The organism is Mycobacterium innocens, from assembly GCF_900566055.1.
GTDB lineage: Bacteria > Actinomycetota > Actinomycetes > Mycobacteriales > Mycobacteriaceae > Mycobacterium > Mycobacterium innocens.
Genome location: NZ_UPHQ01000038.1, coordinates 1 through 24,991, shown reverse-complemented (window position 1 = coordinate 24,991; position 24,991 = coordinate 1). Strand labels below are relative to the sequence as shown.

Here is a 24,991-nt window from a genome sequence, read left to right as displayed (position 1 = left end):
GGCCCTACCCGCCACCCACCCACCTGGGGCCGTACCTAGCGCCGGACGCGGCGCCGCCGCGCCCGCCCAGTCACCCGCCCGCTCTGCCGCGCGACCCGTCGAACCTGGCGACGAAGGTGATCCGTTCCCTGTGGCCCGAGTCCGGCCGAAACCGCCGGCTGGCTGGTGCAGTGACCATTGGCCGAGCGCAGGACAACGACATCGTCGTCCCCGACGTCTTGGCGTCGCGACGGCATGCCTTCCTGGTCCAGACGGCGCTCGGCACCGAAATCCGCGACGCCCGCAGCGTCAACGGAACGTACGTCAACGGGGTGCGGATCGGGTCGGCGGTGCTCAGCGAAGGCGACGTGGTCACCATCGGCAATGTCGACATGGTGTTCTGCGCCGGCACGCTGACCCGCCAGGCAGCTGCCGGGACTCCAGCCGGCGGCCTGGAGGTCAACCGGGTGCAGTTCGAGATCGACGGCAAGCAGCTGCTCGACAACATCTCGCTGACCGCCCGCCCGGGCACCCTGACCGCCATCATCGGCGGATCGGGAGCGGGCAAGACCACACTGGCCCGGCTCATCGCCGGCTACACCCGCCCCAGCTCCGGCTCGATCACCTTCGAGGGACACGACATCCACGCTGAATACGCGACCCTGCGCAGCAGGATCGGGATGGTTCCGCAAGACGACGTGGTGCACCGGCAGCTGACGGTGAACCAGGCGCTGGGGTATGCCGCCGAACTGCGCCTGCCACCGGACACCAGCAGCGCCGACCGGGCCAAGGTCGTCGCCCAGGTACTCGAGGAGCTCGAGCTGACCGAGCACGGCGATACCCGGGTGGACAAGTTGTCCGGAGGGCAACGCAAACGCGCGTCGGTGGCGCTGGAGCTGCTCACCGGGCCGTCGCTGCTGGTTCTCGACGAGCCGACCACCGGCCTGGACCCGGCGCTGGATTCCCAGGTGATGATGATGCTGCGCAAGCTCGCCGATGCCGGCCGGACGGTGGTGGTGGTCACCCACTCGGTGTCCTACCTCGACCTGTGCGACCAGTTGCTGTTGCTGGCGCCCGGCGGCAAGACGGCCTACTTCGGACCGCCCGACCAGGTGGGCTCGGTGATGGGCACCAGCAACTGGGCCCACATCTTCATCAAGGTGGGCGCCGATCCCGACGAGGCGAAGCGCCGGTTCCTGGCGCAGCGCGGGTCCGAGCCGAAGCTCTCGGCCCGGGCCGAGCCGGGGGACCTGGGCGAGCCGGTGCACGTCGACGTGTGGCGCCAGTTCTCGACGGTCGCGCGCCGGCAGGTCCGGCTGGTGGTCTCCGATCGGTGGTACACGGTGTTTCTGGCCGCACTGCCGTTCATGCTGGGACTGCTCACCTTGACCGTCCCGGGCCACAGCGGCTTCGGCGCGGCCGACCCGAACGGCAAGACACCCGCCGAGCCGGCGCAGATACTGGTCCTGCTGTGCGTCGGGGCCGTGTTCATGGGCACCGCACTGACCATCCGCGACTTGGTCGGCGAGCGGCCCATCTTCCACCGCGAGCAAGCCTTCGGCTTGTCCACACAGGCATACCTGCTGGCCAAGATCGCGGTGTTCTCCATGTTCGCGACCGCCCAGGCGGCGATCGTGACCAGCATCGCGGTGATCGGCAAGGGCGCACCGACCCGGGGAGCCGTGCTGCTGGGCAATCCGACGCTCGAGCTGTTCGTCGCCGTCGCCGCCACCTGCTTCGCCTCGGCAATCGTCGGCATGGGCATGTCCGCGCTGGCTCGCTCCAGCGACCAGATCCTGCCGCTGCTGGTGGTGGCGATCATGGCGCAGCTGGTGTTCTCCAGCGGCATCATTCCGGTCACCAACCGCGTGGTGCTCGACCAGCTGTCCTGGCTGACCCCGGCGCGGTGGGGCTTCGCGGCTTCGGCCTCGACGATCGACCTCAACACCGTGCAACCAAGCCCGTTCAGCCCGAAGGACAGCCACTGGCATCACACCACCGGAGCCTGGCTGCTCGACATGGCGATGCTGGGCCTGTTGTCGACGGTCTATGCCGGCTTCGTGCTATGGCGCATCAGGCTCAAACGCTGAGACCTCAAGCGTCCAGCCGCAAACCGTGTGCCAGCGCAAACGCCAGAGCTTGCGGAACGTCGATGCGCGCTCCCGTCAGCGACGCCGTTGTCCACAGCGACGGGTCCACGGTGGCCCCGCGCAGGTCGGCGCCGTCCAACCGGGCGCCGGTGGTGCGCGCGCCCCGCAGGTCGGCCCCGCGCAGCACGGCCTTGCGCAGGTCGGCCTCCACCAGGCTGCTCTCGCGCAGCCGGCAACCGCTCAGGTCGGCGCCGCGCAGGTCGTTACCCGCCAGCACCGCGAGGGTGAAATCGACCTCGTCGAACGTCAGCGGCCGCAGCCGGCAACCCACGAACACCGAGCCCAGCAGGCTGCATTGCTGGAAAGTGCTGTGCCACAGCGCTGTTCGCTCAAAAGTGCAGTTGCGAAACGCCGATCCGCGGTGCTGCGACTCGGCCAGGTTGACGCCGCTGAAGTCGCATCCGCTGAACACCACACGTTCGGTGCACAACCGGCTGAGGTCTTCGTCCCGGAAATCCCGGCCGTCGAATTCGCAGTCCACCCACTGCAACGCGGTCAGCTGCCCGTCAGGCCGGCCAGGGCGTATTGGCTGACCGCGATCAGCGCGTCGGTGGCAGACCTGCGGCTGCGGGCGTCGATGCTGATCACCGGGATGTGCACGGGCAGCGTCAGCGCCTGGCGCACCTCGGCGGCCGGATACCGTGGCGCGCCGTCGAATTCGTTGACCGCGACCAGGAACGGCAGGTTGCGGTGCTCGAAGAAGTCGACCGCGGCGAAGCAGTCCTCCAGGCGGCGGCAGTCGACCAGGATGATCGCGCCGATGGCGCCGCGCACCAGGTCGTCCCACATGAACCAGAATCGGCGCTGGCCCGGGGTGCCGAACAGGTAGAGCACCAGATCCTCGGCCAAAGTGATGCGGCCGAAGTCCATCGCCACCGTGGTGGTCTGCTTCTCCGGGGTGGCTTCGAGCATGTCGACGCCCACCGAGGCATCGGTGACCATCGCTTCGGTGCGCAACGGCATGATCTCCGACACCGCGCCGACGAACGTGGTCTTGCCGGCGCCGAAGCCGCCCGCGATCACGATCTTCGTGGAGGCATGGGCCGCGGTACCCCGCCCCGGGTGCACCTCAGAGTGCTTGGAGGCCACGCAGCGTCCTTCCTATGAGTTCGCGGCGCTCATCGCTGGTCGAGCGGTCGGTCATCGTCCGATGCACCCGAAGGTAGTCGGAGCTGACCAGATCACCCACCAGGACGCGCGCGACGCCGACCGGCAAATCCAGCCGGGCAGCGATTTCGGCCACCGACGGGCTCGACGGGCTGTCGGCGCATAACCGGATGATCTTGCCTCGCATATCGTGCGGCGGCCACCGGTGAGCCGAACCCGCCGGCAGCGCATGCACCGCAGCTTCCAGTGGCAAGTCGATGTCGGTGCCGGTGCGTCCGGCCGTCAGGGTGTACGGGCGGACCAGGTTAGCGCCCGGCCGGGCTAGCGGCGGCTCGCGTCTGTCCATTGCGGCTCGGGTTGGGCACGGCGGGAGGACTGCACGACGCTGCCGACCCGCTCGACCAGGATGGCCATCTCGTAGCCGATCTGCCCGATGTCGCATCCGGAGACCGCCAACGTCGCCAGGTGCGAGCCGTCGCCAACCCGCATCAGCAGCAGAAAGCCGTTCTGCATCTCGACCACCGACTGCAACACCTGACCACCCTCGAACAGCTGGGCGGCCCCGGTGGCCAGGCTGGCCAGGCCGGAAGCGACGGCCGCCAGCTGGTCGGCGCGTTCCCGGGGTAGATACTCGCTGGCGGCCAGCGGTAGACCGTCGACGGACACCAGCAGGGCATGCGCGACGCCGGGCACCTCGCGGGCGAACTTCGACACCAGCCAGTCCAGCGGGCTGTCCAACGAACGGGTGTTCATTGCTGATCGGCTTCCTGACTGGTCGTGCGGGCGTGCGCCCGGCCGGTGTGCACGCCACCGAAGTGGCTGCCGATGGAGGTTCGAACCGCATCGGGGTCACGCACCGCGGCCGGAGCCGGCGGTTGCCGGTCGGGATGCGGTCCGCCGCCGGGCTCGGGTTCGGCGGCGCCGGGGACCAGCCGGGCGCCGGGGGTGCGCACCGGCAGGCCGTGGTCGGTGCGCGATTCCACCGGCTGGTCCTGGGCCTGGGCCGCGGCCGACCAGCCGCGGTCCCACACCGACCGCCAATCCAGATCGGGGCTTGCGGCCAGCTCGCTCGGGTCACCCAGCATTTCCGACAGCATCCGCTGGTAGATCACGTCGTCATCAACGGGGCCGGCTGGAACCGACGGCTTGGGCGGCGGATCGGCGGGCCGCGCACCGGCGGCAGTGGAGCGCTGTGCGAAAAACGCGGAGGTATCCGACGCAGTGGCCTGCTTCGGGGGCGGTGTCTGAGCCGGGGTCCGCTGGGCGTCGCGTTGGGCGTCGCGCCGGGCGTCGTGCCGGGTCTCCCACCAGGGCGTTTTCAGTTCGCGCCGGGCCGGTGGCTGCTGCCCGGCGGGCTGGGCGGGAATGTCGGTGATGCCGCTGGAGCCCGGGTTGCGGCGCGCCAGCAAGGTCACCGGCGGCACCGGCTTATCGGCACCGTTTTGGTACGACGACGTCGCGGCTGCCGGGTCCGGTGCCGGTTCGGGGGTGGGCGGCTTGATGACGAACGGCCGCGGCGTGGGCGCGGGCGCACCGGCCGGGCCCGCCGCCGATTCGCCGGCCAGCACGGCAACGGGCAGGTAGACCTCGGCGGTGGTGCCATTACCGGCTTCACCGGTCGACGGGCCGCGCAACCCCACCCGGATGCCATGGCGGGCCGCCAGCCGGCCGACCACGAAAAGACCCATGTGGCGCGCATTGTCGGGGGTCACCTCGCCGCCGGACTGCAGCCGCATGTTGGCGATGCGCCGATCGGAGTCGGTCATGCCCAGGCCGCAGTCGGCGATGCGCAGCAGCACCCCACCCGCGCTGCCGCGCACCGCCGACACCCGAACCGTCGTGGTGGGCGGCGAATAGCTCAGCGCGTTGTCGATCAGCTCGGCGAGCAGGTGGATGACGCTGCCGGCGGCCGCGCCGATCACCGTGCAGTCGGCCACGCCGCCGACGGCGACGCGGCGATAATCCTCGACTTCCGAGACGGCGGCGCTGACCACCGTCGGCAACGGAACCGGCTCGCGCCGCTCCCGGGAAATCTCCGCACCCGCCAGAACCAGCAGGTTGGCGCTGCTGCGGCGCAGCCGCGCGGCCAGGTGATCCAGCCGGAACAGGCTGTCGAGCCGGTCGGGGTCCTGCTCGTTGCGCTCGAGCCGGTCGATCAGCGACAGCTGCTGGTCGACCAGGGAACGGCTGCGCCGCGACATGGTTTCGAACATGTCGTTGACCAGCAGCCGCAGCCGCGCCTCATCGCCGGCCAGCAGCAGGGCCTGGGTGTGCAGCTCGTCGACCGCATGGGCGACCTGGCCGATTTCCTCGGTGCTGTAGACGGCCAGCGGCTCCGGCTCCGGCTCGGCGCCGGCTCGCACCCGGGCGATTTCGCCCTCGAGGTCGGTGTGGGCGACTTTCAGCGCGCCGTCGCGCAGTACCCGCAGCGGCCGGACCAGCGCTCGCGCCACGAGCAACACGATGACCAGTGCGATCGCGATGGCGGCCAGCACCAGCACGGCGTCGCGGATGGCGGCGTCGCGCCGCGCGGTGGCCTGCGCCCGGACCGAGTTCGTCACCGACGCGGCGGCGTCCTTGATGACCTGTTCGGCGATCCCGTCGGTGACCTTGATCGAACGCAGCAGTTCGGGATTGTCGACGAGCTCGCTGGCCGGATCGGACAGGATCGCCATCCGGGTGAGCAGCTGCTGCTGCAGGTTCTTGGCGTCCGGCGAGCCGACGCCGAGCACTTCGCTCATCCCGAACAGCGTCGACGGTTCGGTACCGGCCAACGTGATCATCGAGGTGCGCAGTTGCGGCTCGGGAAGATCGGCGCCGCGGGTCACCAGGATCTCCTGCATCGTCATTTGCCCGCGGGCTCCGACGGCGCGGCTCAGACCCTGAACCTGGGCCCGGATCTGCTCACTGTCGACCCGCACGGACGCGTTGATCGCATCCTCGGCCGTCAACAGCAGCGGCGCATAGGTGGTGATCCGGTCCCGCAGGCCGATGCTGTTCTCCAGCACCTTGTCCAGCAACGCCTGGCCGCCGTTCAGCAGGTTGTTCACCCCGGACCGGACGTCAGGGATCACGTCGGTGTCGGCCAGGCGGGTCTGCAGCTCGTACTTGCGGGCCGTGAAGTTCTTCTTGGCTCCCTCGACGTCGCGTCCGGTGGAACTCGCCAGCAATGCCACGTCCAGGGCCGACATGTACTTGGTGATCGCCGGGATCACGTTGGCGCGGGCGGCGGCCAGCCGCAGATTGCCGGAATTGGCCATCGCGGCGTCGACCCGCAACACCCCGAACGCCGTCGCCAGCAGCAGCGGTACCACGGCGATCGCGACGACTTTCCATCCAACCGGCCAGTTGCTCAGCGACCAGGCCGCGGGGCGGTGCCTCGCGGCCCGCGGTTGGGCGCCGGGCACCTCGGGTGGAACCGCCGCGACCGGGGTGGTCGGGCGGGCGAACATGGTCACGTTATTGCGGCCGGGCAACCGGGCCGCACCCCTGATGCGTCGCGTTCGCAGAGACCAGAGACTCATCAAAACTTCCTGCCTTGTTCCGTCCGCCCCGGCAGCTGAGAGCCAACGCAAACGCCTGGCAATCCGACGAGTATGACAGGCTCCGCTGTGAACAAGGCCGAGGCCTCCACAATTGTTACTGAGCAGATAACGTCCGCCGCAACACACCGGGCGCCGCCAATAGTCCGAAATGCGAAGACGGCGTGTCGGCGGTTGTCCGGCATACGAAGCAGTTTTTCGCCTGTCTCGCGAATTGTGTTGTGTTACAACGGATTAGCATGCACGCGAGGTACCACGCGTAGCGTTGAGCACGTCGGCGGCGTTTGTCGGCCTGGTCGGCGGATGGATAGTCCTGCATGGGGGGCTGCACGGGTGCCGGTGGGGAGGGGGTGAGGATCATGCGCTGCGGCAAGGGCGGCGACTCGCGGCCCGGCGACGGCTCGAGACGGCCCGAGGCGGCGTTGTCGCCTGAGCGACAACACATGTACACGGTGCTCAGCGAGGTCGACGAGTTGCAACGCCGGGGCGAAACGGATTTCGAATCGGCGCTGCGCGACATCAACGCGATCACGGTGGCTTCGGTCCCCGGCGCTCAGTACCTCGGCGACACCGTCGTCGACACCTCCGGGACCATCAAGACGTTGGCTGCCACGCACCGCTACCCGGCCGTGCTCGACGACGTCCAGCACGATGTCCGCGAGGGCCCGTGTCTGTCGGCGGCCTGGGAGCAGCACACCATCCGCATCGACGACCTGGCGACCGATGGCCGCTGGCCGCGCTATCGCATCACCGCGCTGGACCGCACCCCGGTGCGCTCGATCATGTCGTTCCGGGTCTTCGGCAACGACAAGGCACTGGCCGCGCTGAACTTCTACGCGGAGTCCACCCGGGCGTTCGACGACGAATCCGTCGAGCTGGGACTGGTCTTTGCCGCACACACCACCGTGGTCTGGAACCTGATCCGCCGTCAACAGCAATTCCGCAGCGCGTTGGCCAGCCGCGACCTGATCGGCCAGGCCAAGGGCATCCTCATGGAACGGTTCGACATCAACGCAGTCGCCGCCTTCGAATTGCTGCGCCGGCTGTCGCAGGAATCCAACACCAAGATCGTCGAGATCGCCGAGAAGCTGATCGAGCTCAAGCACCGGTAGCGCGGCAACCCGACGCCGGGCCGGCTGACCGCTCGTCGTCAACCCCGCAAGGTCGCGTGGGGCGAGCGGCCGTAGGTCTGTCGGTAGTAAATGGCGAACCTGCCGATGTGGGTAAAGCCCCATCGATTGGCGATCTGCTTGACCGTGGCGCTCGCCCGGGAGGAATTCAGCAGCTCGCGGTGAGCCCGGTCCAGCCGGACTCGGCGAAGATACTGCATCGGCGCGCAGTCCAGGCGCTGGCGGAACATGTACTGCAGCGCGCGCGGGGTCACCTACGCGGGGTCGGCCTAGACGTGGGCGGCGATGTCGGCCAAGGCGATGTCTTGGTGAGCGTTTTCGTCGATGAAGGCCATGGCCCGGCGCAGCGGCACCGGCTGGGCCGAATCACGCCGGTCGGTCGGAGTGGGATCGAGCAATGCGGTGTGGGGGAAGCCTTGAGGGTGGCGACGGCCAGGTGCGCCGCCGCGGTGTCGATCGCCAGCGGCGCCGAGGCGGCGCTCGGATCAGCCAGAATGTGGTCCCGCAGATAGTCGATCAAGGCGCTGAGCCTGTTGCCGGCCGCAACCGAGACCGGTCGATGGCCGGTCGATGGCCGGTCAAGCGAACCGGCTCGTGGGCCTCTCCGGGGCGTTGGCTGCCACGCGATCCGGCAACGTCGGGTCAAACCCCGTCAGCTGACATTCCCGATGTGGCGCGGGCCGCTGATCCGGTCCACGCGGCGCCTTACTCAACCGTACCGGCGTTGGTCACCTGGGTGCGCTTCGTCCGATGTGGCGCGACGCGTCCGCTCAAAGATAAGGATGGCGTGGTGTTCAAGCTGATGTTTGTTTCCCCGCGTATTGCGCCCAATACCGGAAACGCCATCCGCACCGCCGCCGCAACCGGTTGCGAACTGCATCTGGTGGAACCGCTGGGTTTCGACCTGTCCGAGCCCAAGCTGCGGCGGGCCGGTCTGGACTACCACGACCTGGCGTCGGTCACCGTCCATGCGTCGCTGACGGCAGCGTGGGACGCGCTGTTGCCGGCGCGGGTGTTCGCGTTCACCGCCCAGGCCACGACACCGTTTTCCCACGTCAGCTACCGCGCAGGGGACGTGCTGATGTTCGGCCCGGAACCCACCGGGCTGGATGCGACGACCCTGGCCGACGCGCACATCACCGAACAGGTGCGCATTCCCATGCTGGCGGGCCGGCGTTCGCTGAACCTGTCCAACGCCGCGGCGGTGGCCGTGTATGAGGCCTGGCGGCAGCACGACTATTCCGGAGCACTCTAGGGTCCGGTCTCCTGGGAGTCAGATGCCCGTCGGCTGTGAATCGGCTGTGGTTCGATGCGAACGCCGGCTCACCCGGCCAGGGCCGCCATGCGTTACGGGGGGATCGCGGATTTCACGGTGGTAGCCCGAAAGGACAGCGATGTCTTACCTGGTGGCGGTCCCCCAAGCGGTCAGTGCGGCAGCGACGAAAGTTGCCGGCTTCGGCGCGGCCCTCAGTAGCGCGAATTCGTCGGCGGCGGTTGCCACCACCCCCGGCAACGGAGCCGCTGGCGGCCACGGCACCGGGCAAACCGGCTTTTCCGGCAGCGACGGCCTCGGCGGCGACACCTTCAACGGCGGCCCCGGCAGCAACGGCAACCCAGGCTAATTACCAGCTGTTCCAGTGCGTCAGACTTTCGGCGGGCAGCCGCTTGGCCGGCCGGAAGTCGGTGCCTTTGGTGTAGGCGATCGGAAACAGCCCACCCTGGCTGTACTGGTCGTAGGGAATGCCGAGCACGTCGGCCACCTGCTGCTCACCGTCGCCCAGCAGGTGCAACGTCGTCCAGCAGGAACCGAGTCCGCGGGAACGCAGCGCCAGGCAGAAGCTCCACACGGCCGGGAACAGCGAGGCCCAGAACGACACGCCGCCCAGCGGCGTCTGGTCTTCCCGGCCCTGGATGCACGGGATCATCAGCACCGGCGCTTCGTGCATGTGCTCGGCGAGATAGGTCGCGGAATTTCTGACCTTGCCCATCCGCTCACCGCGGGTGTCGCCCTCGGGGTACTCGGGTGCGGGTGCGCTGAGGTATGCCCGGGCATTGGCCAGGTAGACGTCGGCGATCGCTTTCTTGGTGGCGGCGTCTTCGACGAACACCCACTGCCAGCCCTGGGAATTGGAACCGGTGGGCGCCTGCAGCGCCAGTTCGAGGCATTCCATCAGCACGTCGCGGGGTACCGGCTGGTCGAAGTCGAGACGTTTGCGGACCGAGCGGGTGGTCGTCAGGACTTCGTCGACGGTCAGATTCAGGGCCATATGGGGAGGCTACCGGTGTCCCCATGTAGGACTCCCCGTTGCGGGCCGAAAGTGAACTGCCCGACGCAATCTCGGCGTGTCGCGCCGCCGATTTCACTGTCGGCGCGAGGGTTCAGCGGAAGTCGCGGGACCTCGAGCCCACCGCCAGGCTGATGCGGCCCAGCCGCTCGGCCACGACGGTGATTGCGCCGCTGGCATTTTGGACCTGGCCGCGGATCAGCAGCGCCGGCGCCGTGTTCGCCAGCTTGCGGTGCCGTGCCCACACCCCCGGTGTGCAGAGCACGTTGACCATCCCGGTCTCGTCTTCGAGGTTGATGAAGGTCACCCCTTGGGCCGTCCCGGGCCGCTGCCGATGGGTCACCGCACCGGCGATCAGCACCCGGTCGCCGTCGGGCACCGATCCCAGCGCGTCGGCGGGGAGCACCCCCATCGCGTCCAGGTCGGCCCGCAGGAACTGCGTGGGATAGCTGTCCGGGGAGATGCCGGTGGCCCACACGTCGGCGGCGGCCAGCTCCAGATCGCTCATTCCCGGCAACGCCGGGATGTGCGACGACGACCCCACGCCGGGCAGCCGGTCCGGCCGCTGAGTGGCGGCGGCGCCGGCGGCCCACAGCGCCTCCCGCCGCGACATCCCGAAGCAGCCCAGCGCCCCGGCCGTCGCCAGCGCTTCGGTTTGCGGTACGGAAAGCTGCACCCGGGATGTCAGGTCCAGCAGCGAGGCGAAGGGGCCGTTGGCTTTTCGCTCGTTGACCAGCTTCTCGGCGAGGTCGTCACCGACATGGCGGACGGCGCCCAGCCCAAGGCGGACCTTCATACCCGCATCTTCCAAAGTCGCGTGCGCCAGGCTGGCGTTGACGTCGGGACCGTGTACCACCACACCGTGCCGGCGCGCGTCGGCCACCAGCGACTGGGGTGAATAGAAACCCATCGGCTGGGCGCGCAGCAGCGCCGCGCAGAACGCCGCCGGGTGGTGCAGCTTGAACCACGACGAGTAGAACACCAGCGACGCGAAGCTCAGCGCGTGGCTTTCCGGGAAGCCGAAATTGGCGAACGCCTCCAGCTTTTCGTAGATCCGGTCGATCACCTCGTCGGGGGCGCCGTGCAGCGCACGCATGCCGTCGTGGAACCGCCCGCGCAGCCGCTGCATGCGTTCGGTGGAGCGCTTGGACCCCATGGCACGGCGCAACTGGTCGGCCTCGGCGGCGGTGAAGCCGGCGCAGTCGACCGCCAGCTGCATCAACTGCTCTTGAAAAAGCGGCACCCCCAATGTCTTCCGCAATGCCGGCGCCATCGACGGATGTTCGTAGACGACCGGGTCGATGCCGTTGCGCCGCCGGATGTAGGGGTGCACCGACCCTCCCTGGATGGGTCCGGGACGGATCAGCGCGACCTCGACCACCAGGTCGTAGAACACCCGCGGCCGCAGCCTGGGCAAAGTGGCCATCTGCGCACGCGACTCCACCTGGAACACACCGACGGAATCGGCGCGGGCCAGCATTTCGTACACCGCCGGTTCGGAGAGGTCCAGCTTGGCCAGGTCCACCTCAAGGCTCTTGTGTTCGGCCACCAGGTCTATGGCGTAGTGCAGTGCCGAGAGCATGCCCAGCCCGAGCAGGTCGAACTTCACCAAACCGATTGCCGCACAGTCGTCTTTGTCCCATTGCAGGACGCTGCGGTTTTCCATGCGCGCCCACTCCACCGGGCACACGTCGGCGATCGGACGATCGCAGATCACCATGCCGCCGGAATGAACGCCCATATGCCGCGGCAGATTCCGGATCTGGGTGGCCAGGTCGACCACCTGCTCAGGGATGCCGTCCACCTCAGCGGCCTGCCCGTTCCAGTGGCTGATCTGCTTGCTCCACGCATCCTGCTGGCCCTGCGAGAAGCCCAGCGCGCGGGCCATGTCGCGCACCGCACTGCGTCCCCGGTAGGTGATGACATTGGCGACCTGGGCGGCGTAGTCGCGGCCGTATTTGTCGTAGACGTACTGGATGACCTTTTCCCGCTGATCCGACTCGATGTCGATGTCGATGTCGGGTGGGCCGTCGCGGGCCGGCGATAAGAAGCGCTCGAACAACAACTCGTTGGCCACCGGGTCGACAGCCGTGACGCCGAGGGCATAACAGACCGCGGAGTTGGCCGCCGATCCCCTGCCCTGACACAGAATGTTGTTGTTCCGGCAAAACTGGGTGATGTCGTGCACCACCAGGAAGTAGCCCGGAAACCTCAGCTGGGCAATGACTTTCAGCTCATGCTCGATTTGAGCGTAAGCCCGTGGCGCACCGTCGGGCGGTCCGTAGCGGTGGCGGGCGCCCGCCATGACCAACTGCCGCAGCCAGCTGTCCTCGGTGTACCCGTCGGGTACGTCGAACGGCGGCAGCTGCGGCGCGATGAGCGCCAACTCGAACGCGCACTGCTCGCCCAGCTCGGCGGCGGCGGTCACCGCCTCGGGTCGCCAAGCGAACATCCGAGCCATCTCGTCGCCGGACCGCAGATGCGAGCCACCCAGCGGCGCAAGCCACCCGGCGGCGGAATCCAGAGACTGCCGGGCGCGGATCGCACCCATCGCCATGGCCAGCCGGCTGCGTGACGGGTGGGCGAAGTGCGCTCCGGTGGTGGCGACGACGCCGATGCCGAAGCGTGGCGCCAGCCCGGCCAGTGTCGCGTTGCGTTCGTCGTCGAGCGGGTGACCATGGTGGGTCAATTCGATGCTGACCCGGTACGCACCGAACCGGTCCACCAGATCGGCCAGCGCCCGCTGCGCCGCGTCCGGGCCGCCGTGGTAAAGCGCTTGGCGCACATGACCTTTCCGGCATCCCGTCAGGATCTGCCAGTGCCCGCCCGCGGCCTCGGTCAACGCGTCGAAGTCGTAGCGCGGCTTACCTTTCTCACCGCCGGCCAGATGGGCTGCGGCCAGTTGCCGGGACAGCCGCCGGTAACCCTCGGGGCCGCGGGCCAAGGCCAGCAGGTGCGGACCGGGCGGGTCCGGCTGCTCGGTGCGGGCCTCCGATCCCAGCGACAGCTCGGCGCCGAACACGGTAGGCATATCGAGTTCGGCAGCCGCTTCGGCGAAGCGAACCGCCCCGTACAGGCCGTTGTGGTCGGTGAGCGCCAGTGCGCGCAGATCCAGCCGGGCGGCTTCTTCGACCAGTTCCTCCGGCGTACTGGCCCCGTCGAGGAAGCTGTACGCCGAATGCGCATGCAGCTCGGCATACGCGACCGACGAACGGACCCGAGCATTCTCTGGCGGCTGGTACGCCCCGCGCTGACGCGACCAAGGGCCCTCCAAGCCGGCATCGTCGGCTGGCTCGGCCGCAACCGGCGCACCGGCATGGCGCGGCTTGCCGTCCAGCACCCGCTCCATTTCCGCCCAGCTCGGCGGCCCGTTACCCCAGCCCATGCCGGCATCTTATCGAACATCTGTTCGATTGTCGAGGGCCATCCTGCCGGTGCTCGATCGCCACTGTTAAACCCTTCGTTAACTCGAAAAACGCGTTATTAACCTGGCAGGCCTATCGCACCCGGGCGCTCGCGACGGATACTGGACGGATTCACAAACAGGCGGTGGGGAACCCGGCATGGCACAACTGACCACATTGGACACCGACCGGCTCGAGGCTGGGGATTCGCAGTGGCACCCGAGCCTGGCGACCGGTGCGGTGGCGGTCGTCAACGGCGTCGCGCCTGACTTCGATCTACTCAAAGACGTTCTGGCCCAACGGCTTCGATCAGTGCCAAGATACGCGCAGGTGCTCCGGGCCGAGTGGGTCGAACATCCGCAATTCGATCCGGCCCAGCACATGCGACGGATGGCGCTCCCCAGCCCGGGCGACGACACTGAATTGTTCCGAGCGATCGCTCATGCCTTGACCCGTCCCCTCGACATGGACCGCCCGCTGTGGGAATGCTGGGTCATCGAAGGCCTCGACGACAATCGCTGGGCGATCCTGCTCAAAATCCATCCGTGCATGGCGGACGGCATCTCGGCCGCGCAGCTCCTCACCGGCCTCTGCGACGATGCCGACAGCGACACCTTCGCCAATCGCGGTGCCGTGACACCGCTTCCGGCACCGCACACCGGCGCCCGCAGCCGGGCCGATACGCTGTGGCGAACTGCCGCCGCCGTCACCACAACGCTGTTCCAGGCGGCCGCCCGCGCTGTGACCTGGCCGGTGGCGCGCACGTCGTTGACCGGACCGCTGGTCACCATGCGGCGTTATCACACAATGCGAGTTCCGCTCGCCGACGTCGACAGGGTGTGCCGCAAGTTCGGGGTCAGCGCCGACGACGTCGCGCTCACGGCCATCAGTGAGGGCGTTCGGACCCTGCTACTGAACCGCGGCAACCAACCGCGTCCGGCCTCATTGCGGGTTCTCGACAAGACCGACCGGCAGATCGCAACCCAACTGCCGTATCTGCCCGTCGAGCAGGAAGACCTGATCGAGCGACTGCGCACAGTACACGCCCAATTGCACCTGGGCCGGCAGAGCGGCCGCGACAACCCCGCAGGACTTTCGCAATACCCGCCTTTTTCACTGTGCGCCAAGGCGATTCAAGCGTTGACCCGGCTCTCGCCGCGCAGTGTGGTGACCCTGGCAACCGACATGACCGGGCCGCGCCACCGGCTACGGCTGATGAGTCAAACGTTGGACCGGCTGCTGCCGATCCCACCGACCGCCCAGGAGTTGAGCACCGGGGTCGCGGTGCTGAGCTACGGCGGCGAGCTGGTATTCGGCATCATCGCCGACTACGACGCCGAGCCCGACATGGCGCGACTTGCCGCCGGTATCGAGCTGGGGATGGCACGTCTGGTGGCACTCAGCCAAGACTCCGTTCTGCTGTTCTCCAGGGATCGCCGCAGGCGTGCGGCCGGCACCCCGACCGGCGGTGCACGCGGCCGCATGTCCGCGTCCCCGGTGCGCCGCTGAGCCCGATCCGTCGGCATTGACCACCGTGAGAAGGTGGGATGATGTCGGTCACCATAGACCCGCGCCGCCACGATGCGGTCCTATTCGACTCGTCAGCTGATGGCGCCGAGCCGCTGATCGGGCAGCTACGCGAAGCCCGCGTCGGTACCGGGGTTTTCTCGTCCAGCGGTGATTGCCGAAACGCCCTTGGCGACGCGGCCGATCGGTTGGCGGTTCGGCCGGGCAGGTGCGCCGTCGTCGTCGTCGACCCTGCCGGCGCCACGGCGGCGCGCGAGAGCGGCTTCGCGCTGGTGATCGCGGTCGACCGGAACGGACACGGTGACGCGCTGCGTCGCTGCGGCGCCGACGCCGTCGTCGCCGATCTGGGGGATGTGCGGGTACGCACCGGCGACCGCCGCATGTCCGAACTTCCGGACGCTCTGCAGGCACCTGGCCTCACCGCCCACCGGCACGCGGTGTTCTTCGACTTCGACGGCACCCTGTCCGACATCGTCAACGATCCCGACGCGGCCCGGCCCGTCGCCGGTGCGGCCGAGGCGCTCATCCAGCTGGCCGCGCAGTGCCCCGTCGCGGTGCTCAGCGGCCGCGACCTCGCCGACGTGACAGCGCGGCTGGGCGTCCCCGGGATCTGGTATGCCGGTAGCCATGGTTTCGAGCTGACCGCACCCGACGGAACACACCACCAGAACGAGGCGGCCGCGGCGGCCATACCGGTGCTGGAGCAGGCGGCCGCCCAGCTGCGCGAGCGACTCGGGTCGATTCCCGGTGTTGTGGTGGAACACAAGAGGTTTGGCGTAGCCGTGCATTACCGCAACGCGGCACGCGACCACGTCGGCGACGTCGCCGCGGCGGTGCGCACCGCCGGCCAACGCGATGCGCTTCGGGTGACGACCGGCCGCGAGGTGATCGAGTTGCGCCCGGATATCGACTGGGACAAGGGAAAAACGCTGCGCTGGGTGATCGACCACCTGCGTTCAGGCCGTGCTCCCCTGGCGGCCCCCCTGCTGCCGATCTACCTGGGTGACGACATCACCGACGAGGATGCGTTCGACGCCGTCCGGCCCGACGGCGTACCGATCGTGGTGCGGCACACCGAAGATGGTGACCGGGCCACGGCGGCGCTGTTCGCACTGGACAGTCCGGCGCGGGTCGCCGAGTTCACCGCGTGGTTGGCCCGTCAGCTTACTGACGCTCGCATGAATTAACTGGCAGCACTTGGTATCCGGCAGTTCCAGCCGAGCCACGGAAACCAGCACGCGCCCTGGGGGATCGGCGTTAGGCTCACACCGGTCGATCGGAGGACGCCATGTCGTATGTGTTCGCAACGCCGGAGATCATCGCCACGGCGGCAACAGACTTGGCCGGAATCAGGTCGTCGATCGAAGCCGCGACCGTCGCGGCATCGGCCCGACGGTGCAGGTGCAAGCGGCCGCGGCCGACGAGATATCGACGGCGGTCGCAGCGCTTTTCGGCCGGCACGCCCTCGCATACCGGCAGGCCTACACGCAGGCGAGGGCGTTTCACGAGCGCTTTGTGCAGGCACTGGCCTTTGGTGGCAGCCAGTACGCCAGCGCCGAGGCAGCCAATGTTGAGCAGACCCTGCTGGACGCCATCAATGGGCCCACTCAGTTCCTGCTGGGGCGCCCGCTGATCGGAAATGGCGCCGACGGCACGGCGACCAGCCCCAACGGCGGGGCCGGTGGGCTGTTGTACGGCAACGGCGGTGCGGCCACCGCCGTGGGCGGTAGCGGTGGGGCTGGCGGCGCCGGCGACAGCGCCGGGTTGTGGGGCTCAGGCGGCGACGGCGGAATGGGCGCTGCCGGTGCGAAGGGTGACGCCGTCACGCCCGGCGGCAGCGGCGGAGCCGGCGGCGCCGGCGGGAATGCCGGGTGGCTGGGCGGTACTGCCGGGGCAGGCGGCAACGGCGGCAACGCCGCCAGCGGCCTTAAATTAATAACTTGACCGCATCGGCCGGCGGCGCCCGCATCGGCCGGCGGCCACCGCCGCCCCAATAGGCAATAAGTGCGCCCCGCGTCAATCTATGGCACCGTCGCACGTCCGGTGCTAACAACTGAGTGCTAACACTGCGTGCAACGGATGTCATGAGGAGGACCCGCGATCGGCAAACTTGGCTTCCGGAGCGTTGTGATGCTCGGGATCAACTCGATAATCGGAGCCGGCATCTTTCTGACCCCCGGTACGGTGATCAAGCTCGCGGGACCATGGGCGCCCGTCGCCTACATCCTCGCGGGTCTTTTCGCGGGCATCATGGCACTGGTCTTTGCCAGTGCTGCCAGATACGTCAAAACCAACGGCGCATCATATGCCTATACGACGGCCGCTTTCGGGCAGAAAATCGGCATCTATGTCGGTGTGACCCATGCGATCGTCGTATCCATCGCGTGGGGCGTGCTGGCGTCGCTGTTCGTCTCGACATTGTTGAAAGTGACTTTCCCAGAGAAGAATTGGGCCGACGACAGCGAGCTGCTGAGCGTGAAGACGTTGACGTTCCTCGGGTTCATCGTCGTGCTGTTGGTCATCAATATTTTCGGCACCCGGGCGATCAAATGGGCAAACGGAGCCTCGACGATAGGCAAGGTTTCGGCGCTGTCCGTCTTTGTCGTCGGCGGCCTGTGGCTCCTGGTCACACGTCACCCGAGCCATTACGGAACGGCAAGTGCGTCAGGCGTTTACCAACCGGCCCCCTATGCGCTGTTCGGCGGGATTCAGCTTGCGCACGGTGCCGTCTCGGGATTGATCCTTGCCACCATCGCGGCGTTGTATGCATTTACCGGTTTCGAATCGATCGCCAACGCCGCCGAAGAGATGCACGAGCCGGAGCGGACGCTGCCGAAAGCCATACCGGTCGCGATCCTCGGTGTCGGCGCCGTGTACGTGCTAGCTGTCGCGGTGGCGATGCTGCTGGGATCGGACAAGGTTGTCGAATCCGACGCCACGGTGCGATTGGCGGCGGCCATCGACGACGGTCCGTTGCGCACGACCGTCGTTCTCGGCGCCTTGGTCTCGATGTTCGGCATCAACGTAGCCGCCTCCTTCGGTGCGCCGCGGGTATGGACAGCGCTGTCGGACACCCGGATCCTGCCGGCCCGATTATCGAGGCAGAACCGATTCGGCGTCCCGATGATCGCGTTCGCGATCACGGCATCGTTGGCCTTGGCTTTCCCACTGGCACTTCGATTTGACAACGTGAACCTGATCGGGCTTGCGGTGATCGCACGGTTCATCCAGTTCATCATCGTCCCGGTCGCTCTGGTCGCCCTGGCTCGGGACACCGCCGGCAACCAGGCGATGGTGAAGCGAAACCCGTTGACCGACAAAGTGTTACCGATAGCTGCCGTTACCGTCTCGGTGGCGTTGGCGGTGTCCTTCGACTACCGGACCATCTTCGCCACACCGCAGGGTGGCGCCAACTATTTCTCGATCGCGTTGATGGTGATCACGTTCTTGGTAGTGCCGGCGATCGCCTATCTGCACTACTACCGAACCTGCGATCGCTAGGTGCCGGGACGGCGCTGATCCAGCGCCCCAAGGCGTAGGACGCGACTGCGACTTTCCCATCAGCCACATCAGCCGCCACGCGGTTGGGGTGTTCGCTATTCCCGCCTGTCAGCAATAAAGTAGTTGCGCACCTTGGTTTCTCGTTGAGAGCGGGGCAAATCGCGCACCCGCCACGGCACTCGACAGTTCTACCGGCTCGGGTAGATCGACGAAATCGAGCGTCGCGGGCTCGACCTCACCGCTTGCCAGCAGCTCCTGGTAATGATTCACAGCTTGAGGACACGACCCGCGATCAGCAAGTGCACCTCGTCGCAAACGTTTGCCACCCGTTGGTTGATCGTGCCCAGCAGATCGCGGAATATCATCCCCGAACGATGGGCGGGTACCACACCTAAGCCGACCTCATTCGTCACCACGACCGCATCGGCCAGTTCGGTCAGTGCCGCGCACAACTCGTCCAGTCGTTCCTCGACCGCAGCGTAGGCCTCGGCGGTCGTAGTGTTCCACAACGCCTCACGATCCATGAGAGCTGTTAGCCAAGTGCCCAGGCAGTCCACCAGGACGGGACACCGGATGTTGGACAAAGCCGTTGCGACGTCCGCGGTTTCGATCGTCAGCCAGGTCGGTGGGCGACGAGCGCGGTGTAGTGCGACCCGGGAATCCCAGTCCGGGTCGCGGCCATCGGCGCGACGGCCCGGAGCGATGTAGACAGCCTCTACGGCATTGGCCAATAACGCTTCGGCGTGCGTGGACTTTCCCGAGCGGACGCCACCGGTGACCAGTATCCGCATCGCGTCATCGTAAGCACCTCGTTCGCGCGCAACCGATGCTGGCCGCCGGGGCGGCTGGTGTGCTGGTGGACCCGCGTGCTCTGCGACCGTCGATGGCTGCACCTTTTCGCGGTCTTCGGGAGCCTCGCAACGACGGCGGCCACGCTGCCCCGTCGCGACGAGAGATTATCGTTCGCTACGAAGGTGAGTCGTGGGGCAGCGCCGAGTCGGCGCCCCACGTGCCTGGCAACATTGGCGCGCCTGGGCTGCTCGGGAATGTTTCGTTGGATAGCGTGATCAATCCTGCGGCTGGTTTGGAACCGGCCAGTTGCGTGGTTCCGGCGAACCCCAGGGCCGCTGCTCCCTGGTCTGGTGAGGCCGAGATCGTCAGCTCGCTCGGGTCGTCGGCGTCCGGACCCAAATCCAGGTATTCATAACCGCGGCCGAGCCGTTTGGCTTTCACCCGTCGACGCCACTGCGGTCGAGGTTTTTCCTGAGGTGTGGCCGCGACCGCCGGGGCCTCGGCGCTGTCGGGTTCTGGTGCCTTCTTTCGGGAACTGGCGCTTGTGGACCTCTTGGCATCCGCGCTCAGGCCACCCACCAGGTACCCGAAGTTGTCCATCCCCACGCCGAGCGCCGCATCGCTCACCGGTGGCGCCGCGGGAGCCGGCGGCGGTGGTCCGGGCGTGGGCGCCTGGACGGTCACCTCCACGGGCGCCTGAACCGGGGCCGTGGTAGAGGTCGGGGCGCTCGTGCTGAGGGCCGCAAAGGGCGGCGTGGCTGGTGTGACGGGTGGCGGCGGCGGCACGGCAGCCAGTGCCGCTAGCCCTTTGACACCGATCGGTGCCAGCACAGCACCGGCAGCCAGAGGTACCAATGGAGCAGTCAGCAGCGGCACCACAACCGTGAGCAGCACCGCAGTCTGCTCCAACAGCGTCTTAAGCAGCGCAATCGTGTCGGTGATGACCGTGCCGATGGCTTCGACACCGGTGAACAAAATGGTGAAACCGATCGTCACAGGGTTACCTGTCGCGAAGGCCGCGGCGAGATCTGCCCCGATAAACGTGAAGGTTTGTGACAACAGTGCCACATACGTGCCGATATCCATCGGGTAGCCAAGTGCGAACGCGATGTTCAACGGGCTCAGATAGGTAAGCGGGTTGCCGAGGATGACCAGGTAAGGGTCGATCCCCGCAAACATCGTTTGGAAGAACGGCAGGTTCGCCAGCCAATCGACAAACGGTTGAATGACATTGTTGTAGAAGGTGGTATACAGCTGCCACAGCCATTGCTCGAACTGGTGCAGCGGGTCCGCACTTGATATCCCTGCCTCAGCGGCCCTGACCAGCTCCGCGTCGGCTTTCATGATCGGCGGCGCCGGCGCGGCCTGCGGTGCGGCGACAACAGCCGCAGTGGAGACCGCGTGATAGGTGCCCATTACGGCGGCGGCCTGTACCCACATCCGTACATAGTCGGCCTCGTTGAGCGCGATCGAGATTGTGTTGATGCCAAAGAAATTTGTCGCCGTCAATACCGCGTGCGCGGCATGGTTGGCGGCCAGCTCAGCCAACGTTGGCATCGCAGCCACTGCGGCGGTGTATGCGGTAGCCGCGGATTGTTGGTGAGTGGCCATTGCGGCGCTGTCGGCGCTGGCCTGCGTCAGCCAAGCAAGATAAGGGACATGGGCGGCCACATATTCTTCGGCGCTCGGGCCTCCCCAGCTGTCCGCCTGCACCCCGGCCACTACCGCGGCCAGCTCGTCTGCCGTCTCGGCGTAGGCAGCGCTCAACGAATCCCATGTTGCCGCCGACGCCAGCAACGGACCCGGGCCGGGGCCACTGCTGAGCAGCGCCGAATGCACCTCCGGCGGTGCAGCCAACCAGATGGGGGCGCTCATCACCAGCCGCCCGCGAGTGCATGCACCGACCGGCTGATCAGCAAGCGCACAGCAGTGCCGCGGTCCGCCTCACCAACGGTGAGGACGCCGCGCCGCCGGCACTTCGACGCCCCTACCTGCCGCGACGTCATGCTTGCGGGCGCGAGACGCCGACGGCGCCGGCGACCGACACCGTGATCGGCGGTGCTAAACCGGCGTGCGCAGTGCACCGCCGGCACCCGATCAGCGTTGGGACGAGGATGGCGGAAGCCAGGCGACCGGAAATTCGGATGCGTCATGACGGTTCGCTCTCTCCGGGGTACACCGCCCCAGGTTCGCCGGGCACGATGACGCGAGTCTCCTGGCTCTCGGATCGCCGCTCGCCTCGCCTTCCAGCCTGTTGCCGTGGCCGATGAGGGTCACTCCCCGATTACAGTGGCGGGACCGCGCCGGTTTCGCACCGGCTTCCTGCATTCGTCATCGCCTTACGCGCAACATCATCGCACCCCGGCAGCACCGTCGCCATCCCATCTCGTTACCTGTGCTTGCCGGTAAGCGGTAACCGGCCTGTCATTACCCCACAAGTCCCATGCCGCCGGGATCCACCGACATTCGCCGGCTGCGCCGTTGCCTATCCACCAAACGTGGTCCAGCCCGGGGCGTTTCCCCGCCTGATGTCACGGCATCAGGGCGACGCCGCCTCGATGTACCACCCACCGATGCTCGAACGCGAGTACTTCGGCAGCGAGCTCAAAGTCGGCGTCGTAGTGGATGAGTGTGAGCGGATGGCCAGCGGCAAGTACGGCGATCAAGAGCTGCGGGACAGGCACTTTCGCCTATCAACACCAGGGCCGGCTAAGCCACGTACTCCACCGCGCCGTCGTCGAGCACCACCCGCGCCTCGGAGCCGTCGGAGCCGGCCAGCCCGGACGCCTCGGTTCGATACACCGCCTTGCCCGGCTCGGTGCGCCAGATCAGCGTGGTCAGCGTCTCGCCGGGGAACACCGGCGAGGTGAACCGCGCCGCGATCGACGTGATGTTGGCGGCCACGCCGCCGCCGAGTTCGGCGACCAGCGCGCGTCCGGACACGCCGTAGGTGCACAGCCCGTGCAGGATTGGCTTGGGAAAGCCGGCCATCTCCCGGGCGAACCACGGGTCGCTGTGTAACGGGTTGCGGTCGCCGGAGAGCCGATAGATCAGCGCTTGATCCTCACGCGTGGGCAGGGCGACCCGGGCGTCGGGCTCGCGGTCGGGGAATTCCGGGGCGGCCGGCCGCTGACCCGGCTCCCCCCCGAAGCCGCCCTCGCCGCGGATCACCAGGGTGGTCAGTGTTTCGGCGACCAGCGCGCCGCTGTCCGGGTCGCTACCGCGGCCGCGCAACATGATGATGGCGTTCTTGCCTTCGCCCTTGTCCTGGATGTCGGCGACTTCGGAGACCACCGACAACTTTCCGGCCGGCGGCAGCGGCGCATGCAGCCGTACGGTCTGCGAGCCGTGTAACAGCTTGGCCCAGTTGAACTTTCCCACCTTACCCGCCGCCCCGAAGGCCGGACAGCAGATCACCGCGTAGGTCGGCAGCACCTGCTGGGCGATGCCGTGGCTGTTCTCCGTCGTGAACGACAGGTCCTCGGTCCCGGCACCCACTCCTAGCGCGTAGAGCAACGTTTCCCGGTCGGTCCATTCGAACAACATCGGCTCGGTCACCGCACCGACGGCGCCGGGGTCAATGGCCATGCGAGTCTCCTCTCGATTCCAAATCGAAGCTTTTCTGCACTCAACCATCGCAAACCCTTCCCAGCGACGGCATCGGCAGGGCAGGCTATCGCCATGGCCAAGCGCACCATGATCTGGAAGATGACCTGGAAAACCTCCAACGTCCTAGCTGTGCTCGCCTCGGTCATGATCGTCGGCGCCTGCGGCGGCGGAGGCACGCAGGCCCGCAACATCACCGTGACCTTCATCCGCAACGCCCAATCGCAGGCCAACGCCGACGGAGTGATTAACACCGAGGTGCCCGGCACCGGGCTCACCGCCGACGGCAAGGGGCAAGCCCAGCAGCTCGCCCATCAAGTCGCGCACAACGAATTCGACAGCATCTACTCCTCGCCGATGGCCGAAGCCCAGCAGACCGCCGCACCGTTGGCAAGCGAACTGGGTAAGCAGGTCGAGATCATTACCGAGCTGCAGTCCATCAACGCCGGCTGGTACAACGGCGAACCCGAATCAAGGGCCAGCTCGACTTATCTGCTGGCGCCGGTGGATTGGATCAACGGCGACGCGGAGAACGGCATCCCCGGCTCGATCACCGGCAACGAATTCAACAGCCGGTTCAGCAGTGCCATTCGCAAGATCTATGACAGCGGCCACAACAAGCCGGTGGTGTTCTCCCAGGGCACTGCGATCATGGTGTGGACGCTGATGAACGTGAAGAACCCCAAGCTCAACCTGTTGAACAATCATCCGCTGCCCAACATCGGTCGGGTCGTGGTCACCGGCAACCCGATCGACGGCTGGAAGCTGGTGGACTGGGACGGCATCCGCAACTTCACCTGACCGGTTGACGGGTGCGGCCGCCAGCCGCCACGATGGGCTGCATGCGATATGTCGTTACCGGCGGTACCGGGTTTTTTGGTCGCCGTGTCGTCTCTCGTCTGCTCGATACCCGGCCCGCCGCGCAGGTGTGGGTGCTGGTCCGCCGTCAGTCGCTGGGACGTTTCGAACGCCTGGCGGCCGAGTGGGGTGAGCGAGCCAAGCCGCTGGTCGGCGAGCTTCCGGAGCTCGCGCTGAGCGATGAGACGCTCGACGAGCTGGGCCGGGTGGACCATATCGTGCATGGCGCGGCGATCAGCCGCAGCACCGACATCACCGCGGGCGAGGCCGAGCAGCGCGCCACCAACGTGGCGGGCACCCGGGCCATCATCGAATTGGCCCGACGGCTGGACGCCACCTGCCACCACATGTCGTCGATCGCGGTGGCCGGCGACTTCGCCGGCGAGTACACCGAGGACGACTTCGACGTCGGCCAACAGCTGCCCACGCCGTATCACCGAACGAAATTCGAAGCCGAGCAGCTGGTGCGCTCGGCGCCCGGACTGCGCTACCGCATCTACCGCCCGGCGGTGGTGGTGGGCGATTCGCGCACCGGCGAGATGGACAAGGTCGACGGGCCGTACTACTTCTTCGGGGTGCTGGCCAAGTTGGCGGTACTGCCCACGCTGACCCCGATCCTGTTGCCCGACACCGGACGCACCAACATCGTCCCGGTCGACTATGTCGTCGACGCGCTGGTGGCGCTCATGCACGCCGACGGTCGCGACGGGCAGACGTTCCACCTCACCGCGCCGAAAACCATTGGCTTGCGCGGCATTTACCGGGGTGTGGCCCCGGCGGCCGGGCTGCCGCCGCTGCGCGGGTCATTGCCCCGCTCGGTGGCCGCCCCGGTGCTGAAGGTGCGCGGGCGGGCCAGGGTGCTGCGCAACATGGCCGCCGCCCAGCTCGGCATCCCCGCCGAAATCTTCGACCTGGTCGACCTCAAGCCCACCTTCGTCTCCGACGAAACCCGGAAAGCGTTGCACGGCACCGGGATCGAAGTTCCCGAGTTCGCGGCGTATGCACCTCGGCTGTGGCGGTACTGGGCCGAACACCTCGATCCCGATCCCGCTGGAGGCGCCGGTGATGATGACCTGCCGGCCATGCAGCGGTCCTCGTGGATCGTCGCGG

The 24,991-nt window shown here is 67.5% G+C and carries 21 protein-coding genes, 1 pseudogene and 1 riboswitch; of the genes and pseudogenes, 10 read left to right on the top strand and 12 right to left on the bottom strand.

Annotated elements, in window-relative coordinates:
* The coding region (locus tag EET03_RS04875) for an ATP-binding cassette domain-containing protein (RefSeq protein ID WP_208648996.1) at positions 1-2,069 on the top strand (2,069 nt) is incomplete at its 5' end.
* A 4-nt stretch (positions 2,070-2,073) separates the two neighbouring features.
* On the opposite strand, the gene EET03_RS04870 is transcribed toward EET03_RS04875, so the two are convergent.
* Genes EET03_RS04870 through EET03_RS04850 form a run of 5 tightly spaced genes read right to left on the bottom strand, consistent with a single transcriptional unit; the run spans position 2,074 to position 6,694 of the window.
* Positions 2,074-2,619, bottom strand: coding sequence for a pentapeptide repeat-containing protein (locus EET03_RS04870; protein WP_099193985.1), 546 nt, complete (start codon positions 2,617-2,619; stop codon positions 2,074-2,076).
* 5 nt (positions 2,620-2,624) lie between these two features.
* Positions 2,625-3,218 (bottom strand): GTP-binding protein, encoded by a 594-nt coding sequence (locus tag EET03_RS04865; protein ID WP_075541165.1) that lies wholly within the window; start codon positions 3,216-3,218, stop codon positions 2,625-2,627.
* Positions 3,199-3,582, bottom strand: a complete 384-nt coding sequence (locus EET03_RS04860) for a DUF742 domain-containing protein (RefSeq protein WP_075541164.1) — start codon at positions 3,580-3,582, stop codon at positions 3,199-3,201. The genes EET03_RS04865 and EET03_RS04860 overlap by 20 nt, the downstream gene beginning before the upstream one ends.
* Positions 3,558-3,989, bottom strand: coding sequence for a serine protease inhibitor (locus EET03_RS04855; protein WP_099193984.1), 432 nt, complete (start codon positions 3,987-3,989; stop codon positions 3,558-3,560). Before EET03_RS04855 ends, EET03_RS04860 begins: the two co-directional genes overlap by 25 nt.
* A complete protein-coding gene (locus EET03_RS04850) occupies positions 3,986-6,694 on the bottom strand; it encodes a sensor histidine kinase (protein ID WP_099193983.1) in 2,709 nt (902 codons plus the stop codon). Before EET03_RS04850 ends, EET03_RS04855 begins: the two co-directional genes overlap by 4 nt.
* A 527-nt stretch (positions 6,695-7,221) precedes the next feature.
* On the opposite strand from EET03_RS04850, the gene EET03_RS04845 reads away from it, so the two are divergent.
* Positions 7,222-7,890: a GAF and ANTAR domain-containing protein gene (locus EET03_RS04845; protein ID WP_075541162.1), complete on the top strand. Its 669-nt coding sequence runs from the start codon at positions 7,222-7,224 to the stop codon at positions 7,888-7,890.
* Between the two features lie 38 nt (positions 7,891-7,928).
* Here the strand turns inward: EET03_RS04845 and EET03_RS04840 are convergent, their stop codons facing one another.
* Complete coding sequence (locus tag EET03_RS04840) at positions 7,929-8,162, bottom strand: helix-turn-helix domain-containing protein (protein WP_244232241.1); 234 nt, start codon at positions 8,160-8,162, stop codon at positions 7,929-7,931.
* Between the two features lie 15 nt (positions 8,163-8,177).
* Positions 8,178-8,306 (bottom strand): hypothetical protein, encoded by a 129-nt coding sequence (locus EET03_RS32305; RefSeq protein WP_279637612.1) that lies wholly within the window; start codon positions 8,304-8,306, stop codon positions 8,178-8,180.
* A gap of 392 nt (positions 8,307-8,698) precedes the next feature.
* On the opposite strand from EET03_RS32305, the gene EET03_RS04835 reads away from it, so the two are divergent.
* Positions 8,699-9,163, top strand: a complete 465-nt coding sequence (locus EET03_RS04835; protein WP_075541179.1) for a tRNA (cytidine(34)-2'-O)-methyltransferase — start codon at positions 8,699-8,701, stop codon at positions 9,161-9,163.
* A 139-nt stretch (positions 9,164-9,302) separates the two neighbouring features.
* On the top strand, positions 9,303-9,530 hold the full coding sequence (locus EET03_RS04830) for a PE domain-containing protein (protein ID WP_075541161.1): 228 nt from the start codon (positions 9,303-9,305) through the stop codon (positions 9,528-9,530).
* On the opposite strand, the gene EET03_RS04825 is transcribed toward EET03_RS04830, so the two are convergent.
* Together EET03_RS04825 and EET03_RS04820 are read right to left on the bottom strand one after the other, a co-directional pair.
* Positions 9,531-10,175, bottom strand: a complete 645-nt coding sequence (locus EET03_RS04825) for a nitroreductase family protein (protein ID WP_075541160.1) — start codon at positions 10,173-10,175, stop codon at positions 9,531-9,533.
* Between the two features lie 112 nt (positions 10,176-10,287).
* Positions 10,288-13,578 (bottom strand): error-prone DNA polymerase, encoded by a 3,291-nt coding sequence (locus tag EET03_RS04820; protein WP_075541159.1) that lies wholly within the window; start codon positions 13,576-13,578, stop codon positions 10,288-10,290.
* A gap of 178 nt (positions 13,579-13,756) precedes the next feature.
* Here EET03_RS04820 and EET03_RS04815 point away from each other — a divergent pair, with 178 nt between their 5' ends.
* The 4 genes and pseudogenes from EET03_RS04815 (at position 13,757) to EET03_RS04800 (ending at position 18,625) form a co-directional block, all read left to right on the top strand.
* Complete coding sequence (locus EET03_RS04815) at positions 13,757-15,106, top strand: wax ester/triacylglycerol synthase domain-containing protein (RefSeq protein ID WP_082274443.1); 1,350 nt, start codon at positions 13,757-13,759, stop codon at positions 15,104-15,106.
* Between the two features lie 41 nt (positions 15,107-15,147).
* Positions 15,148-16,311 (top strand): trehalose-phosphatase, encoded by a 1,164-nt coding sequence (gene otsB / locus EET03_RS04810; RefSeq protein WP_075541177.1) that lies wholly within the window; start codon positions 15,148-15,150, stop codon positions 16,309-16,311.
* 101 nt (positions 16,312-16,412) lie between these two features.
* A pseudogene (locus tag EET03_RS04805) lies at positions 16,413-17,041 on the top strand (PE family protein); the annotation flags it as partial.
* A gap of 183 nt (positions 17,042-17,224) precedes the next feature.
* Entirely contained in the window at positions 17,225-18,625 is a 1,401-nt protein-coding gene (locus EET03_RS04800) for an APC family permease (protein ID WP_279637613.1), read from the top strand.
* A gap of 266 nt (positions 18,626-18,891) precedes the next feature.
* Here EET03_RS04800 and EET03_RS04795 read toward each other — a convergent pair whose 3' ends face one another.
* The 3 genes from EET03_RS04795 to EET03_RS04785 all read right to left on the bottom strand — a co-directional run bounded on the left by EET03_RS04795 (position 18,892) and on the right by EET03_RS04785 (position 23,005).
* Positions 18,892-19,416, bottom strand: a complete 525-nt coding sequence (locus EET03_RS04795; protein ID WP_075541156.1) for a bifunctional adenosylcobinamide kinase/adenosylcobinamide-phosphate guanylyltransferase — start codon at positions 19,414-19,416, stop codon at positions 18,892-18,894.
* Between the two features lie 175 nt (positions 19,417-19,591).
* Positions 19,592-21,292: a PPE family protein gene (locus EET03_RS04790; protein WP_075541155.1), complete on the bottom strand. Its 1,701-nt coding sequence runs from the start codon at positions 21,290-21,292 to the stop codon at positions 19,592-19,594.
* Between the two features lie 313 nt (positions 21,293-21,605).
* Positions 21,606-21,786: riboswitch (cobalamin riboswitch) on the bottom strand.
* Positions 21,787-22,126: 340 nt separating this feature from the next.
* The gene (locus EET03_RS04785) at positions 22,127-23,005 is read right to left on the bottom strand and encodes a MaoC family dehydratase (RefSeq protein WP_075541154.1); all 879 of its coding nucleotides are present in this window, start codon (positions 23,003-23,005) and stop codon (positions 22,127-22,129) included.
* A 93-nt stretch (positions 23,006-23,098) separates the two neighbouring features.
* Here EET03_RS04785 and EET03_RS04780 point away from each other — a divergent pair, with 93 nt between their 5' ends.
* Both EET03_RS04780 and EET03_RS04775 read left to right on the top strand, forming a co-directional pair.
* Positions 23,099-23,824, top strand: a complete 726-nt coding sequence (locus EET03_RS04780) for a histidine phosphatase family protein (RefSeq protein ID WP_075541153.1) — start codon at positions 23,099-23,101, stop codon at positions 23,822-23,824.
* Between the two features lie 41 nt (positions 23,825-23,865).
* Positions 23,866-24,991, top strand: a 1,126-nt coding sequence (locus tag EET03_RS04775) for an SDR family oxidoreductase (protein WP_122508734.1), incomplete at its 3' end; no start/stop codon positions are given.

Excerpts from the sequence above, each read along its gene's own strand:
- EET03_RS04860 (WP_075541164.1), bottom strand. The coding sequence starts at position 3,582 with ATGGACAGACGCGAGCCGCCGCTAGCCCGGCCGGGCGCTAACCTGGTC.
- EET03_RS04855 (WP_099193984.1), bottom strand. The coding sequence starts at position 3,989 with ATGAACACCCGTTCGTTGGACAGCCCGCTGGACTGGCTGGTGTCGAAG.
- EET03_RS04845 (WP_075541162.1), top strand. The coding sequence starts at position 7,222 with ATGTACACGGTGCTCAGCGAGGTCGACGAGTTGCAACGCCGGGGCGAA.
- EET03_RS04830 (WP_075541161.1), top strand. The coding sequence starts at position 9,303 with ATGTCTTACCTGGTGGCGGTCCCCCAAGCGGTCAGTGCGGCAGCGACG.
- EET03_RS04825 (WP_075541160.1), bottom strand. The coding sequence starts at position 10,175 with ATGGCCCTGAATCTGACCGTCGACGAAGTCCTGACGACCACCCGCTCG.
- EET03_RS04820 (WP_075541159.1), bottom strand. The coding sequence starts at position 13,578 with ATGGGCTGGGGTAACGGGCCGCCGAGCTGGGCGGAAATGGAGCGGGTG.
- EET03_RS04815 (WP_082274443.1), top strand. The coding sequence starts at position 13,757 with ATGGCACAACTGACCACATTGGACACCGACCGGCTCGAGGCTGGGGAT.
- otsB (WP_075541177.1), top strand. The coding sequence starts at position 15,148 with ATGTCGGTCACCATAGACCCGCGCCGCCACGATGCGGTCCTATTCGAC.
- EET03_RS04795 (WP_075541156.1), bottom strand. The coding sequence starts at position 19,416 with ATGCGGATACTGGTCACCGGTGGCGTCCGCTCGGGAAAGTCCACGCAC.
- EET03_RS04790 (WP_075541155.1), bottom strand. The coding sequence starts at position 21,292 with ATGAGCGCCCCCATCTGGTTGGCTGCACCGCCGGAGGTGCATTCGGCG.
- EET03_RS04785 (WP_075541154.1), bottom strand. The coding sequence starts at position 23,005 with ATGGCCATTGACCCCGGCGCCGTCGGTGCGGTGACCGAGCCGATGTTG.
- EET03_RS04780 (WP_075541153.1), top strand. The coding sequence starts at position 23,099 with ATGGCCAAGCGCACCATGATCTGGAAGATGACCTGGAAAACCTCCAAC.